This is a genomic window from Agrobacterium tumefaciens, from assembly GCF_031801495.1.
In the GTDB taxonomy this organism is placed as follows: Bacteria; Pseudomonadota; Alphaproteobacteria; order Rhizobiales; family Rhizobiaceae; genus Agrobacterium; species Agrobacterium tumefaciens_K.
This window is the reverse complement of record NZ_JAOEGC010000002.1, coordinates 2,363,337-2,377,789: the sequence shown is the minus strand read 5'-3', so window position 1 is coordinate 2,377,789 and position 14,453 is coordinate 2,363,337. Positions and strand designations below refer to the sequence as shown.

Below are 14,453 nucleotides of genomic sequence, written 5' to 3'. Positions count from 1 at the left end.
TCGAACTGTTTCTCCAGGATCGTTGCCGCTTGCATCGCAGCCAGGATCGAGGCGATCCGGCCGGGGACCCCGAGGCATGCCAGCTGGTGCCCCGGCGGCTTGCCGATCACCACCTTCTGGATGAACTGGCGCACGATCGGCATCAGCCGGCGCTTAGCCTGCTCGTCGGCATTGTTGCGAGCCAGGAAGATCAGCTCGCGAATTGCGAGCTCCGTGTTCGCCGGATTGAACTGCGCCTTCAGCTTCCTGATCTTCTCCCCGAAATCCTCTTCGACCGTTGCTTGCTTCAGACGTACCTTGAGGCAGGCGCGACGTGACGTTCTCCAGGTTCCTGTGGTAGTTCTGCATGTTCTCCAGACCCTCTGCTGACAAAGAGCTAGTTTTGGAGGAAGTCGGCCCGACGTCTGCCATATGCGCGGCTGGTGTGCGTCAAGCATTACTCCTCCTGCATTGCGGGAACGCGCCGCGCATTGAGGCTCTGGGCGATAGCTGCCGAGCTGACGCTGTTTGCATATTGCTCGAAGATCCGGCGGACGATCTCGGCCTAGGCAGGCGTGAGCTCGCGCAGGCCCTTGATGCGGTGGCCGTTGGCGTCATAGACGAGCTTGGCGAGATACCCATAAGCGATTTCACTGAAAGCCCGATCTTTGGTGTGCGAGGTCTTCATACCTTCGCGTTTGCGGCAGCGGGTTTGCGGGATCATGTCGTGACTGATGAATCGAACGAAGGCCGGGCTCCATGTCGATATAGGTGCATGCCTGAAGGCTTCATAGCCTTGATGCTGGAAAATGGTAGCGAGCGATCATACGTCCTGCCGAAACACCAGGATTTCGCGTATTTCTTCCAGAAGCGGGTTGCTGTTGTCGGGGTTCCAGATGGCATGAAGCTCGGCAGTAAACTCGCCGCGCATATCGATTGTCCGAAAGACCACATTGTCGAAGCAGGCGTTCTGGGTGCCAGCGGGTACCAGAGCGAGGCCGATCCCTGCGCTGACGAGCGAGAGGATGGCCTGAGAATGCGTCATGCTCTGAACGACGTGGGGCGTGATTCCGTTTTCCGCCATCAGTTTTGTAAGCTTCTCGTGCAGATAACGCGCTGGCGAAGAAAACATGATGAAAGGTTGGTCGCTGAGGGAGGCCAGCGTTGGTCGGCGTTTGTTCGCGAGCGGATGGGTGCGGGGAATGGCCAGCATCATGGGTTCACGTTCAACGCACAGGCTTTCGAGATGATGATTACCGGTGAGCGGGCGCGACAGGCCGAGATCGATATCGCCTGAATTGATGGCTTGCAGCTGCTCCGCCGTCTCCATCTGCACCAGTTCCAGTTCTATGTGAGGCGCAGCAGCGCGGGCCTGAGCAATGAACCTCGGGAGGAAGCTGTATGTGGTGGCGCCTACAAATGCCATTTTGACCGTTCCGGCGCTGCCGCGGGCCACCCTTCGCGTTGCGGTGACTGCTGCGTTGCTCAGTTCAAGCAGTTTCTGGGCGTCGGCTAGAAATGCGAGGCCGGCCGGTGTCAGCGCGACACGCCGACTGCTTCTTTCGAAGAGGGTGACATCAAGCTGCTGTTCCAGCAGCTTGATTTGCCGGCTCAGCGGCGGCTGGGTGATGTTCAGGCGTTTTGAGGCACGGCTGAAGTTCAGCTCGGTGGCGACAACGACAAAGGAACGGACCTGTCCCAAATCCAGCATCTATTCAAATCCGGTATAGATATCCAACAATAAACAACTTGGACTTAAATTGATTGCAGCGGTATCAGTCAAGCGAAAGAGACGCCCCGAGGAGGGTGACGAGAAGAGGTGAGGATATGGATACGCAACGGACGACGCAGGCCGCGCAAAAGACGGTAGAGGCGGATAGCATTGCCTGGATCAAACTTTCGTCGATCTTTCTGCCGCTGAAGACACCGATCAGCGATGCCAAGGTTCTGACTGGACGTCAAAAGCCGTTGACGGAAGTGGCGTTCCTGTTTGCCGAAATAGAGACAAAGAACGGCCATAGCGGTATCGGTTTCAGCTATTCCAAGCGTGCCGGTGGGCCCGGGCAGTACGAGCACGCGAAAGAGATTGCGAACATCCTGATCGGCGAGGATCCGAACGATATCGGCAAGCTATGGAACAAGCTGTGTTGGGCGGGAGCTTCCGTGGGGCGTAGCGGTCTTGCCGTGCAGGCAATCGCGGCCTTTGATGTAGCGCTCTGGGATCTGAAGGCGAAACGTGCCGGCCTGCCTCTCGCCAAGTTGCTCGGTGCACATCGTGACAGCGTGCGCTGCTACAATACCTCCGGCGGCTTCCTCTCCTCGCCGATCGAGGAGGTTATCGAGAACGTGGAGCAGTCGATCGCGGCCGGTATCGGCGGCATCAAGATCAAGGTCGGTCAGCCCGACATGGCGGTCGATCTGAAACGCGTCGCTGCCGTTCATGAGAAAATCGGCGGGCGTGCGGCGATGATGGTTGATGCCAACCAGCAATGGGATCGTCCCAACGCCATACGTTTCGGTCGCCTCATGGAGCCTTATCATCTAACATGGATCGAGGAGCCGCTCGACGCCTACGACGTTGAAGGCCATGCAGCACTGGCGGCGCAACTCGATACACCGATTGCCACTGGCGAAATGCTGGTCAGCGTGCTGGAGCATATCGCGCTGATCCAGAACAATTCCGTCGATTTCATTCAGCCGGATGCGCCACGTGTTGGTGGCATCACCCAGTTCCTGAAGATCTGCGCGCTGGCGGAAGCAAAGAAACTGCAGCTTGCGCCGCATTTCGCCATGGAAATTCACCTGCATCTGGCCGCGGCCTACGAGCTTGAGCCCTGGGTGGAGCATTTCGACTGGCTCGATCCGCTTTTCAATGAGCGGCTGGAGATCAAGGACGGCCGGATGCTGGTTCCGAACCGTGCAGGCCTCGGAATTACCCTTTCGGAGCAGGCAGCGCATTGGACGCGGGCAACGGCGGAGTTCGGCAAGCGGCCGTAAGTCTGGCCCTATCAGGCCGTTCCACGCGCAACGATTTGGAAGTCGATGTTGATCATCGCTTCCACATTCTTGTCGCCGTCAATCTTGCGCAGGATGGAGCGTGCAGCTTTGGTGCCAATCTCGCGGCGATCGATCCGCACGGTTGTGAGTGGCGGGTGGGTATAAGGCGCGAAATCGAAGTCGCCGAAGCCGACGATTGCAAGTTCATCCGGCATGCGGCACCCACGGGCATGTGCCTCCGCCAAGGCGCCATGAGCAACGACGTCCGAGGAGCAGAACACCCCAAGAGAGCCTTCGCCACGATCAAGAAGCTGTGCCATGGCGATACGGCCGTCCCGGAACGTTGAAGGCGAATTCATTTCCAGAGCCGGCAACTCGACATCGGCAATACCCTTCAGGCGATTGACGAAACCATCCCGGCGCTGGACAGCGCGGGGGTCGTTGGCGCCGACCTGCGCATAGCGATCGTAACCCCTGATCAGCAGATGCTCGGCGACCAGTGCGCCAACGGCGGAATGTGAGAAGCCAACCGCCGTGTCGAGCGGCGAGGGGGTGGAATCCCATATCTCGACAATCGGCAGTCCGGCACCCGTCAACATGGCGCGGGTTTCTTTCATATGGGTGATGCCTGTCAGGATGATACCATCTGGCCGCCGCGCGAGAATTGCCCGTGTGAGTTCCAGTTCGCGAGTGGGATCGTAACCGGAGAGACCGAGCAACAGCTGGTAACCGGCAGACACCAGTTCGGCATTAAGGCCTTCAATGGTCTCGGCGAAGATGGTGCTGGCGACCGAGGGGACAACGGCCGCGATGAGGCGTGTTCGTCTGGAAGCGAGGCCACCCGCGAGAAGGTTAGGCACATAGCCTGTTTTGGCGATCACACGCTCAATTGCTTCCAGCGTCCGGGGTTTGACAAGCGCGGGGGTGTTGATGGCGCGGGATACCGTGACCGGAGAAACGCCCGCCAGCTTGGCGATGTCGGCAAGTGTCACCGGACCATTCGTGCTGGCATATCTGTTTTTGTCGAGTTCGTACATTCTGGGCACTCCTAGCCAAAAATGATTTACGCTTTCATTTTGCAATCAATCAAGAGGCGATATGAAGTTTTTGATACTGTTTTATTTAAGACATTGAATAAATTGATTTAAAAAAATTGACCGCATGCTTGCCGACAGGCTTTTTGGCGCTAAAATGAAAGCGCTTCCATTTCTTCGCAAGGAGGGTTTCGAAGAGTGGATCGGTAGCACTGGCCGGAGGCCAGAAAAGTGGAGGAAGTAAAATGAACCTCAAGCGTTTCATGACGCTGGCGGCCGCAACGGCCGTATTATGCGCAGCTGGCTTTCAGGCTAGCCGGGCTGATGAATACCCGACCAAAACGGTGACGGTGATCGTTCCATTTGCAGCGGGCGGCAATACAGACACATTTGGTCGCCTCGTCGCCGAGGAGCTGGACAAGAGGCTGGGGCAGCGCTTCATCGTTGAAAACAAGCCTGGTGCAGGCGGTAACATCGGCCTCGGCGATCTCGCCCGTGCCAAGCCGGATGGTTACACGATCGGCATGGGTACGGTCAGCTCGAACGCTATCAACCAGACACTCTACAAGACCTTGCCTTACGACAAGGAAAAGGGCTTTGCGCCGATTTCGTTGATCGCCAGCCTACCGAACGTTCTTGTCGTCAACCCCGACAAGATCAAGGCAAACAACGTCGAGGAGCTTGTGGCGTTCCTGAAGACGGAACCAGGCAAGCATACCTATGCGTCTTCCGGGGTCGGTACGTCCATCCATCTGGCCGGTGAACTGCTGGCGACCAAGGCCGGCATCAAGATCACCCATGTTCCCTACAAGGGCAGCAGCCAGGCGATCCTCGATGTCGTGGGCGGGCATGTGGACATGATGTTCGACAACATTCCGACGGCAGCCCAGCAGGTGAAAGGCGGAAAGGTGAAGGCGCTTGCCGTCACGAGTCTGGAAAAGGCCGATCTTCTGCCTGACGTGCCAACCATGGCAAGCGTCATTCCCGGCTTTGAGGCGACCTCCTGGCACGGTCTATTTGCTCCTCCCGGTACGCCGCCGGAAATCGTCGAGAAGCTTTCCAAGGAAGTTCAGGCGATCATTGCCGAACCTGCGATGCAGGAAAAGCTCAAGGCGATGGGCGTGACGCCGATCGGCAATACATCCGCCGAGTTCCAGGTTTTCATCGACAAGGAAACGGCCAAATGGGCCGAGGTGATCAAGGCTGCCAACGTGCCGCTGCAGTAAAGCAATCTGCTGGCCGGTTTTGTCGCCGGCCGGCACATCTTTTCCACGCGAGTATCATGCCATGCTGAAGATTAAAAATGGCCGAGATTTTCTTGGCGGCCTGACGATGATCTGTGTCAGCCTGCTGTTCATCTGGTTTGGCCGGGACCTGCAGGTCGGCAATTCCTTTCAGATGGGGCCGGGCTATTTTCCGACCATGCTGAGCCTTCTTCTGATGGTGATCGGCGCTCTCATCATTATCCAGTCGCTGATGGTTGTCGCTGAAGACAACGAGCCGGAAAGCTGGAACTGGAAGGCCTATGTCCTGGTGATACTGGGGCCGGTCGGTTTCGGTCTGGCACTTTCCGGGCTTGGGCTGGCACCCACCATGTTCCTGCTGATCATCGGGGTTGCGACCGCTAGCCGCTATTCCAGCTGGCGTCATTCGATCCTGCTCGGCCTGTTTCTTTCGGTCTGTTCCGTATTGCTGTTCACCAAGCTTCTGTCGCTTCCCGTCTCAGCCTTCGGTCCATGGGTTCCCTTCATCGGCGAACTATTCTGACTTTTGTATCCGGGGCCTCTGGCCGGCTGACGAAAACCGATTGGATTGTTTATGGATATCTTCTCCAACCTGTGGCTTGGTGCCTCGACCGCCTTCATGCCGATGAACCTGCTTTATGGTTTTATCGGCTGTCTGCTCGGCACAGCGATTGGTGTTTTGCCGGGGCTCGGGCCGACGGCGACCATCGCCATGCTTCTGCCGATCACGTTCGGCCTGCCACCGGAATCGGCCCTTATCATGCTTGCCGGCATTTTTTACGGCGCGCAATATGGCGGCTCGACCACTGCTGTTCTCATCAATCTTCCGGGCGAAAGCTCGTCCGTCGTGACGGCCATCGATGGCTATCAAATGGCACGTAATGGCCGCGCGGGTGCCGCACTTGCGACTGCAGCGCTCGGATCCTTCTTTGCCGGTACGGTGGCGACCATTCTGCTGGCGGTTGCCGCGCCGCCGCTTGCCGCCGTCGCGCTCAATTTCGGACCGGCGGAATATTTCTCGCTGATGGTTCTGGGGCTCGTGGCTTCCGTGGCACTCGCCAGCGGATCGCTTTTGAAAGCCTTTGCGATGATCATTTTCGGCCTGATCCTCGGAACGGTCGGGACGGATGTGGAAAGCGGCACACCGCGTTATGTTTTCAATATTCCTGAGCTTTACGACGGGCTCAATTTCGTCGCCGTCAGCATGGGAATCTTCGGTATCTGCGAAATCCTGCGCAATCTGGAAACCGAACATGAACGTTCGGTCGGCGTGAAGCGCGTCACCGGGCTGATGCTGACGAAAGATGACTTCAAACGGATTGTCGCTCCTGTCCTACGCGGTACGGCGCTTGGATCATTTCTCGGCGTGTTGCCGGGCGGCGGTGCAATGCTCGCCTCTTTCGCCTCCTACGCTGTGGAGAAACGGATCTCGCCGAACAGCGCCGAATTTGGCAAGGGTGCCATCGAAGGCGTTGCGGCACCGGAAAGCGCCAATAATGCCGGTGCACAGACCTCGTTCATTCCGATGTTGACGCTCGGTATTCCCGGCAATCCGGTGATGGCGCTGATGGTGGGCGCAATGATCATCCAGGGCATTACCCCCGGTCCGAACGTGATTTCGGACGAGCCTGATCTTTTCTGGGGCATGATCGTCTCCATGTGGTCTGGCAACCTGATGCTCGTCATCCTCAACCTTCCGCTGATCGGGCTCTGGGTTCGCATGCTCACCGTGCCTTACCATCTGCTCTTCCCGGCAATCATCGGCTTCTGTTGCATCGGCGCCTACAGCATCAACAACAGCGTTTTCGACGTGTTCGTCATGGCCGGTTTCAGTGTCATCGGCTTTGCGCTCTCCAAGATGCGCTTCGAGCCCGCGCCGCTGCTGCTAGGCTTCATTCTAGGGCCGATGCTGGAGGAGAACCTCCGCCGCGCCATGCTGATCAGTCAGGGCGATCCGTCGATATTCGTGCGCAGCCCGCTCAGCCTGTCGCTTCTGGTCTTTGCGGTTCTGGTTCTGGTCCTCGTGCTGTCGCCGAGTATCAGCCGCAAACGTGAAGAAGCGTTCACGGAGTGACGAGATGGCTGTGCTGTTTCCATATCCCTTCGCATGCATGGTGAGGACGCGATGACAGAAGAGCTGAAATCCGCGCTCACCGGCATATCCGGTATCCTTGTGACGCCTTATGACGAGGGAGGAGATATCCTTCCCATGCGGCAAAAGCCCATCGTTGATCGTGCGATCGCTGCGGGCGTGCATATCATGGTCGCCAATGGCAATACCGGCGAATTCTACGCCCTGACGCTCGATGAAGCCGAGGCCATGGTGCAGGCCACTGCCGAACATGTGGCCGGGCGCGTGCCGCTGGTGGCGGGCGTAGGGCGAGGCATCCGCGATGCCTGCCGGTTGGCATCCGTATCGCGCCGGGCCGGAGCTTGGGCCTTGATGGTCCATCAGCCGCCCGATCCGTTTTCTTCACCGCGAGGGCTTGTCGATTACGTGCGTGCGGTGGTGGATGCCGCGGACGGACTGCCGGTCGTACTATACCTGCGCAACGATGCGATCGGCGTAAAGGCGATCGCCGATCTCTGCGCGATCCCGTCCGTCATCGGCGTCAAATGGGCGACGCCCAACCCGTTGAAACTGTCGGAAGCCATGGCGGCGTGCGACCCGAAGATCGTCTGGGTGGGTGGTCTGGCGGAGATCTGGGCACCGGCGCTTTACGCCGTGGGTGCCAAAGGGTTTACGTCCGGCCTCATCAATGTCTGGCCGCAAAGGTCGGTCGCCATCCATGCGGCGCTGGCGGCGGGCGACTATGCGGGCGCCAACCGGCTCATCGATGGCATGAAGGCATTCGAGGCCGTTCGCGCGGAAGAAATGAACGGAACGAATGTGACCGGGGTGAAGGCGGCGCTTGCAATGATCGGGCATGATTGCGGCAGGACCCGCCCGCCTTCGGCCTGGCCTTTGACGGCGCAGCAACAGGCTACCCTTTCGAATTTTATTGCAGAAAACGAGATCAGCTTCTGAAGAGCAGGTCGGGAGCGCCTTGTGGCGCGAGGAGTGAGGAATGGCAGGCAGAAAGAAGACTTACGAGGAGTTGCGCTCGGCGCGCTGGATGATGCCGGATGACCAGCGGTCTTTCGGCCACCGGTCGCGTACTATGCAGATGGGTTATGCGCCGGAAGACTGGGAAGGCCGGCCGATCATCGCGATCATCAACACCTGGTCGGATGCGCAGCCCTGTCATATGCATTTCCGTGAACGGGCGGAATGGGTGAAGCGCGGCGTGCTGCAGGCAGGCGGGTTCCCTATAGAATTGCCGGCGCTGTCGCTGTCGGAAAACTTCGTCAAGCCGACGACCATGCTCTATCGCAATATGCTGGCGATGGAGACGGAGGAGCTGTTACGCTCGCACCCTGTCGACGGTGCGGTGCTGATGGGCGGCTGCGACAAGACCACGCCGGGCCTGGTCATGGGCGCGGTGTCGATGGCGATTCCCTTCATCTACCTTCCTGCCGGACCAATGCTGCGCGGCAACTATGCCGGCAAGGCGCTGGGGTCCGGCACGGACGGCTTCAAATACTGGGACGAGAGGCGGGCCGGGACGATTTCCAAAGAGGAATGGCAGGGCATCGAGGGGGGCATTGCCCGAAGCTACGGTCATTGCATGACGATGGGGACCGCCTCGACCATGACGGCGATTGCCGAAGCGATGGGGCTGACGCTGCCGAACGCCTCTTCCATTCCGGCCGCTGACGCCAACCACCAGCGCATGTCCGCTGCCTGCGGGCGGCGGATCGTCGAGATGGTGTGGGAGGATTTGACGCCGGAGAAGGTGATCACCCCCGCTGCCGTCAACAATGCGGTGACGGTGGCGATGGCGACGGGTTGTTCGACCAATGCGATCATCCACCTGATCGCCATGGCGCGCCGCGCCGGCGTGCCGCTGGAACTCGACGATCTCGATCGTATCGGTCGCAAGACGCCGGTCATCGCCAACATTCGCCCTTCCGGCACGACCTACCTTATGGAAGATTTCTTCTATGCAGGCGGCCTTCGGGCCTTGATGAAGCAACTCGGTGACAAGCTTGATCCAACCGCGATCACCGTGACCGGCAAGCCGCTGACAGACGGGCTGGATCAGGTGAAAATCTACAACGAGGATGTCATCCGCCCGCTTTCCAACCCGGTCTATCACGAAGGGTCGCTGGCGGTCCTGAAGGGCAATCTCTGCCCCGATGGCGCGGTTATCAAGCCTGCTGCCTGTGATCCGAAATTCCACCGGCATAAAGGCCCGGCTCTGGTCGCAAACAGCTATACGGAACTGAAGACGATCATCGACGATCCGGATTATCCGCTGACGCCGGAGACGGTGCTGGTACTTCGCAACGCCGGACCGCAAGGTGGGCCGGGCATGCCGGAATGGGGCATGATTCCCATGCCGAAGGCGCTGTTGAAGCTCGGTCTTCGCGACATGGTGCGGATTTCGGATGCCCGCATGTCCGGCACCAGTTTCGGCGCCTGCGTATTGCATGTGTCACCGGAAGCCTTTGTCGGTGGTCCGCTGGCACTCCTGAAGACCGGTGACATGGTGGAACTCGATATTCCGGCCCGCAGTCTCAACATGCTGGTGTCCGACGAGGAACTCACGGTGCGAAAGGCTGCATGGGTGGCGCCGGAGCCGCGTTACGAGCGCGGTTACGGCTTCATGTTCACCAAGCATATCGAGCAGGCCGACAAAGGCTGCGATTTCGATTTCCTGAAGACGGAATTCGGCGCCAAGGTGCCGGAACCGGCGATCAACTGACAAATGCACTCACTGGATTATCGAGGAGGAAAAATGAACCCCGCAACCCGTGAAAAACTGATGGGCGTCTCCGTTGCGACGCTCTGCTCGGCGCTCTACAAGCGCGGTCTGAAGAACCAGACGATTCAGGATGTACGTCCTGTCCGGCCCAAGGGCCGCAACATGGTCGGACCAGCGTTTACGCTGCGCTACATGCCGGCACGCGAGGATCGCAATCCGATGACAGTGTTCCGTGATCCAAAGCACCCGCAGCGTCATGCCATCGAAACGTGCCCTGAAGGTTCGGTTCTCGTCATGGATAGCCGCAAGGATCCGCGTGCGGCCTCCGCCGGTGATATCCTGATCACCCGGCTGATGGTGCGCGGCGGGGCAGGCGTCGTGACCGATGGCGGTTTCCGAGACGCGATGACGATCGGCGAACTGGACATTCCAGCCTATCACAATCGCCCCTCCAGCCCGACGAACCTGACCTTGCATGAGGCGATCGATATAAATGTACCGATCGGCTGCGGCGATGTGGCGGTGTTCCCGGGCGATATCATGGTCGGCGACGACGACAGCGTTATCGTCATTCCGGCTGAGATCGCCGACGAGATTGCCGATGAGGCCGTCGAGATGACGGCTTACGAGGATTTCGTCATAGAGCGGGTGAAGGCCGGGCATACGATCATCGGACTTTATCCTGCGACCGACGAGAACAACCTTTCAATGTTTGCAGAGTGGCGAAAAGCAAACTCCAGATAAGGCTCATCGCAGCATCTGATAGGGTAGCATCGTGGCCGTGTTTGCCTTTGTCCGGGTGAAAGACACACCCACTCTGGAAGGGGTCGATCTTCTCAGGGCAGGTGAGGCGGACATGGACGGTCTGGAGCGGTGGCGATTTCTACCCGACAGGCTGGTGGCGATCGTTCCGCGAGATTTTTCGCTGAGCGGGTCGCTCACCTATGCCAGTATTCGGGATCATCCGCTGATCGCACTGAACGAGAATGTGGCTTCGTCGCAGTTTCTCAGACGGTTGGCGAATGAACCCGGCAGGCGGCCGACCATTCGGATGCGGGTGGAGAGTTTCAAGGCGCTGCGCGGTGTGATTTCATGCGGAACGGGCCTTGGGTCCGTTCCCGAAACGGCGGCTGTCCGTTGCGACAAGATCATGGATTTCCGCACATTAGCGCTTGATGAAGCCTGATCTGAGCGTGCGCTTTACCTTTGTGTTCGAAGTCGGGATAAACCGCGGCTATATGGGCGGGCACTGCTGACCAACCTTCTGCGATATGTTGTGACAGTTCGCTGAATACGTCGCGGCATGCCCATGAAATTGCGGGCATGTGAATATGATCAGTTCGAGTCCTAAAACTTGATCGGAAAAAACCATTTTTTTAGTGAAATGCGGTATCTTGTCACACGGCATTTGTTGACGTACTCCAAACCCGAAGGCCTTGGGCCGTCTAACGATACCGTTCGGTGGTGCTGCGTTTCAGCGCCAATAAACTAATGACGTTGGGACTGTGATGAACCTGTATTCCGATTACCTGGCAGAAATTAAAAGCAGAGAAACTCAAGGGCTCGCTCCCAAACCTATCGATGACGGCGCGCTCCTAAGCGAAATCATCACGCTGATTGAGGATGCCGGAAGCGAGCACCGGCCGGATGCCCTGAAGTTCTTCATCTACAACACTCTGCCGGGCACGACCAGCGCGGCTGGCGTAAAGGCTGCGTTCCTGAAGAAGATCATTCTCGGCGAAGCGGTCGTTCAGGAAATCACTCCCGAATTCGCCCTCGAGCTTCTGTCGCATATGAAGGGCGGCCCCTCGATCGAAGTGCTGCTCGACATCGCGCTTGGCGATGACGCAGCGATTGCCGGCAAGGCCGGCGAGGTGCTGAAGACCCAGGTCTTCCTCTACGACGCCGACATGTTCCGTTTGCGCGATGCCTACAAGGCGGGCAACGCCATCGCCAAGGATGTGCTCGAAAGCTATGCCAAGGCCGAGTTCTTTACCAAGCTTCCGGATGTCGAGGACGAAATCAAGGTTGTGACCTTCATCGCCGCCGAAGGTGATATCTCGACCGACCTTCTGTCGCCGGGCAACCAGGCGCATTCGCGCTCCGATCGCCAGCTACACGGCCAGTGTATGATCTCGCCGGAAGCGCAGCAGGAAATCGTGGCGCTGCAGCAGAAGCATCCGGACAAGCGCGTGATGATGATCGCCGAAAAGGGCACGATGGGCGTCGGCTCTTCGCGCATGTCGGGCGTGAACAACGTGGCGCTTTGGACCGGCAAGCAGGCCAGCCCCTATGTGCCCTTCGTCAACATTGCTCCGATCGTCGCCGGCACCAACGGTATCTCGCCGATCTTCGCGACTACCGTCGACGTGACCGGCGGTATCGGCATCAACCTGAAGAACTGGGTCAAGAAGCTCGACGAGAACGGCAAGCCGATCCTCAACAATGACGGCAACCCGATCCTTGAGCAGAAATATTCGGTCGAGACGGGTACCGTGCTGAAGATCGACGCCAAGAACAAGAAGCTTCGCGACGAGAACGGCAATGAACTGGTCGATGTCGCTGCCGCCTTCACGCCGCAGAAGATGGAGTTCATGAAGGCTGGCAGCTCCTATGCCATCGTCTTTGGCAAGAAGCTGCAGACGTTTGCCGCCCAGACGCTCGGCGTCGAGCCGACCCCGGTCTTTGCCCCGAACAAGGAAATCAGCATCGAGGGCCAAGGCCTGACGGCTGTCGAGAAGATCTTCAACCGCAATGCCGTCGGCGTAACACCGGGTAAGGTGCTGCATGCCGGTTCCGACGTTCGCGTCAAGGTCAACATCGTCGGCTCGCAGGATACCACCGGCCTGATGACCGCGCAGGAGCTGGAAGCGATGGCGGCCACCGTCATTTCGCCGCTGGTGGATGGCGCCTATCAGTCGGGCTGCCACACGGCATCCGTATGGGACAAGAAGGCGCAGGCCAACACTCCGAAGCTCATGTCCTTCATGCACAATTTCGGCGTCATCACAGGGCGTGACCCGAAGGGCGTCTACCACTCCATGACGGACGTAATCCACAAGGTGCTGAACGACATCACCGTGGATGACCGGGCGATCATCATCGGCGGCGATAGCCACACCCGCATGTCGAAGGGTGTGGCCTTTGGCGCGGATTCCGGCACCGTGGCGCTGGCGCTGGCAACCGGCGAGGCGACCATGCCGATCCCGCAATCGGTCAAGGTTACGTTCAAGGGCACGATGCAGCCCTATATGGACTTCCGCGACGTGGTTCACGCCACGCAGGCGCAGATGCTTCAGCAGCACGGCGACAACGTCTTCCAGGGTCGTATCATCGAAGTCCACATCGGCACGCTGCTCGCCGACCAGGCCTTCACCTTTACCGACTGGACGGCCGAGATGAAGGCCAAGGCCTCGATCTGCATCAGCCAGGACGAGACGCTGATCGAGTCGCTGGAGATCGCCAAGTCGCGTATCCAGATCATGATCGACAAGGGCATGGACAATGCCGCGGGCACGCTCAAGGGACTGATCGCCAAGGCGGATCAGCGCATCGCCGAGATCCGCTCGGGTGAAACGCCTGCGCTGACCCCTGACGACAATGCCAAGTACTTCGCCGAGGTTGTGGTGGATCTGGATCTGATCGATGAACCGATGATCGCCGACCCCGATGTGAACAATGCCGATGTTTCCCGGCGTTACACCCACGACACGATCCGCCCGGTTTCCTACTATGGCGCCGCCAAGAAGGTCGATCTCGGTTTCGTCGGTTCGTGCATGGTTCACAAGGGCGACATAAAGATCGTGGCCCAGATGCTGAAGAACATCGAGAAGGCGGAAGGCAAGATCGAGTTCAAGGCACCGCTCGTCGTTGCCTCTCCGACCTATAACATCATCGATGAGCTGAAGGCCGAAGGCGACTGGGAAATCCTTCAGAAGTATTCGGGCTTCGAGTTCGATGACGTGAAGCCGAAAACGGTCAATCGCACCGAGTATGAGAACATCCTCTATCTCGAGCGCCCCGGCTGCAACCTGTGCATGGGCAACCAGGAAAAGGCCGGGAAGGGCGATACTGTTCTTGCAACCTCGACCCGTCTGTTCCAGGGCCGCGTCGTGGAAGACTCCAGTGAAAAGAAGGGCGAATCCCTGCTGGCCTCGACCCCGGTCGTGGTGTTGTCGGCGATCCTTGGTCGCACGCCGAGCATGGAAGAGTACCGGTCTGCCGTTGAAGGAATCGACCTGACAAAGTTCACTCCGCCCAACACGAAGCCCATCGACAGCCTGTCGGTGCATTACTAAGTTTCTGACCTGAAGCAATGCCCGCGAAGACGTTTCTTCGCGGGCATTGTCAACGAACACGATCAGCTTTTTCTCGCTTCGGCGGTTTTGCGC

At 58.7% G+C, this 14,453-nt stretch carries 13 protein-coding genes and 1 pseudogene; 9 read left to right on the top strand and 5 right to left on the bottom strand.

Annotated elements, in window-relative coordinates; genetic code table 11:
- From N7578_RS20925 to N7578_RS20915, 4 genes and pseudogenes are all read right to left on the bottom strand, one after another.
- Positions 1 to 437, bottom strand: a pseudogene (locus N7578_RS20925) (hypothetical protein); the annotation flags it as partial.
- Positions 437 to 526 (bottom strand): hypothetical protein, encoded by a 90-nt coding sequence (locus tag N7578_RS23790; protein WP_422646737.1) that lies wholly within the window; start codon positions 524 to 526, stop codon positions 437 to 439. The pseudogene N7578_RS20925 and the gene N7578_RS23790, both read right to left, overlap by 1 nt.
- 18 nt (positions 527 to 544) lie before the next feature.
- The gene (locus tag N7578_RS20920) at positions 545 to 703 is read right to left on the bottom strand and encodes a hypothetical protein (RefSeq protein WP_311112143.1); all 159 of its coding nucleotides are present in this window, start codon (positions 701 to 703) and stop codon (positions 545 to 547) included.
- A 99-nt stretch (positions 704 to 802) separates the two neighbouring features.
- Positions 803 to 1,690, bottom strand: coding sequence for a LysR family transcriptional regulator (locus N7578_RS20915; RefSeq protein WP_311112142.1), 888 nt, complete (start codon positions 1,688 to 1,690; stop codon positions 803 to 805).
- Positions 1,691 to 1,806: 116 nt separating this feature from the next.
- Here N7578_RS20915 and N7578_RS20910 point away from each other — a divergent pair, with 116 nt between their 5' ends.
- On the top strand, positions 1,807 to 2,976 hold the full coding sequence (locus tag N7578_RS20910) for an L-talarate/galactarate dehydratase (RefSeq protein ID WP_311112141.1): 1,170 nt from the start codon (positions 1,807 to 1,809) through the stop codon (positions 2,974 to 2,976).
- A gap of 11 nt (positions 2,977 to 2,987) precedes the next feature.
- Here the strand turns inward: N7578_RS20910 and N7578_RS20905 are convergent, their stop codons facing one another.
- Positions 2,988 to 4,013 (bottom strand): LacI family DNA-binding transcriptional regulator, encoded by a 1,026-nt coding sequence (locus N7578_RS20905; RefSeq protein ID WP_311112140.1) that lies wholly within the window; start codon positions 4,011 to 4,013, stop codon positions 2,988 to 2,990.
- Positions 4,014 to 4,255: 242 nt separating this feature from the next.
- Between N7578_RS20905 and N7578_RS20900 the strand changes: the two genes are divergently transcribed.
- The 8 genes from N7578_RS20900 to N7578_RS20865 all read left to right on the top strand — a co-directional run bounded on the left by N7578_RS20900 (position 4,256) and on the right by N7578_RS20865 (position 14,360).
- Positions 4,256 to 5,236, top strand: a complete 981-nt coding sequence (locus N7578_RS20900) for a tripartite tricarboxylate transporter substrate binding protein (protein WP_311112139.1) — start codon at positions 4,256 to 4,258, stop codon at positions 5,234 to 5,236.
- Between the two features lie 61 nt (positions 5,237 to 5,297).
- On the top strand, positions 5,298 to 5,777 hold the full coding sequence (locus N7578_RS20895) for a tripartite tricarboxylate transporter TctB family protein (protein ID WP_311112138.1): 480 nt from the start codon (positions 5,298 to 5,300) through the stop codon (positions 5,775 to 5,777).
- 51 nt (positions 5,778 to 5,828) lie between these two features.
- Positions 5,829 to 7,328, top strand: coding sequence for a tripartite tricarboxylate transporter permease (locus N7578_RS20890; protein ID WP_311112137.1), 1,500 nt, complete (start codon positions 5,829 to 5,831; stop codon positions 7,326 to 7,328).
- Positions 7,329 to 7,379: 51 nt separating this feature from the next.
- Positions 7,380 to 8,282, top strand: coding sequence for a dihydrodipicolinate synthase family protein (locus tag N7578_RS20885; RefSeq protein ID WP_311112136.1), 903 nt, complete (start codon positions 7,380 to 7,382; stop codon positions 8,280 to 8,282).
- 40 nt (positions 8,283 to 8,322) lie between these two features.
- Positions 8,323 to 10,062 (top strand): L-arabinonate dehydratase, encoded by a 1,740-nt coding sequence (araD, locus tag N7578_RS20880; RefSeq protein ID WP_311112135.1) that lies wholly within the window; start codon positions 8,323 to 8,325, stop codon positions 10,060 to 10,062.
- A 33-nt stretch (positions 10,063 to 10,095) separates the two neighbouring features.
- Complete coding sequence (locus N7578_RS20875) at positions 10,096 to 10,806, top strand: ribonuclease activity regulator RraA (RefSeq protein WP_311112134.1); 711 nt, start codon at positions 10,096 to 10,098, stop codon at positions 10,804 to 10,806.
- 31 nt (positions 10,807 to 10,837) lie between these two features.
- On the top strand, positions 10,838 to 11,248 hold the full coding sequence (locus N7578_RS20870) for a LysR substrate-binding domain-containing protein (RefSeq protein ID WP_311112133.1): 411 nt from the start codon (positions 10,838 to 10,840) through the stop codon (positions 11,246 to 11,248).
- 322 nt (positions 11,249 to 11,570) lie between these two features.
- The gene (locus N7578_RS20865) at positions 11,571 to 14,360 is read left to right on the top strand and encodes a bifunctional aconitate hydratase 2/2-methylisocitrate dehydratase (protein WP_311112132.1); all 2,790 of its coding nucleotides are present in this window, start codon (positions 11,571 to 11,573) and stop codon (positions 14,358 to 14,360) included.
- Positions 14,361 to 14,453: the final 93 nt, after the last annotated feature.

Bases quoted from the DNA above. Each gene is read 5' to 3' on its own strand.
- N7578_RS20885 (WP_311112136.1), top strand. From the start codon at position 7,380: ATGACAGAAGAGCTGAAATCCGCGCTCACCGGCATATCCGGTATCCTT.
- N7578_RS20900 (WP_311112139.1), top strand. From the start codon at position 4,256: ATGAACCTCAAGCGTTTCATGACGCTGGCGGCCGCAACGGCCGTATTA.
- N7578_RS20910 (WP_311112141.1), top strand. From the start codon at position 1,807: ATGGATACGCAACGGACGACGCAGGCCGCGCAAAAGACGGTAGAGGCG.
- N7578_RS20920 (WP_311112143.1), bottom strand. From the start codon at position 703: ATGATCCCGCAAACCCGCTGCCGCAAACGCGAAGGTATGAAGACCTCG.
- N7578_RS20875 (WP_311112134.1), top strand. From the start codon at position 10,096: ATGAACCCCGCAACCCGTGAAAAACTGATGGGCGTCTCCGTTGCGACG.
- N7578_RS20915 (WP_311112142.1), bottom strand. From the start codon at position 1,690: ATGCTGGATTTGGGACAGGTCCGTTCCTTTGTCGTTGTCGCCACCGAG.
- N7578_RS20895 (WP_311112138.1), top strand. From the start codon at position 5,298: ATGCTGAAGATTAAAAATGGCCGAGATTTTCTTGGCGGCCTGACGATG.
- araD (WP_311112135.1), top strand. From the start codon at position 8,323: ATGGCAGGCAGAAAGAAGACTTACGAGGAGTTGCGCTCGGCGCGCTGG.
- N7578_RS20865 (WP_311112132.1), top strand. From the start codon at position 11,571: ATGAACCTGTATTCCGATTACCTGGCAGAAATTAAAAGCAGAGAAACT.
- N7578_RS20905 (WP_311112140.1), bottom strand. From the start codon at position 4,013: ATGTACGAACTCGACAAAAACAGATATGCCAGCACGAATGGTCCGGTG.
- N7578_RS20890 (WP_311112137.1), top strand. From the start codon at position 5,829: ATGGATATCTTCTCCAACCTGTGGCTTGGTGCCTCGACCGCCTTCATG.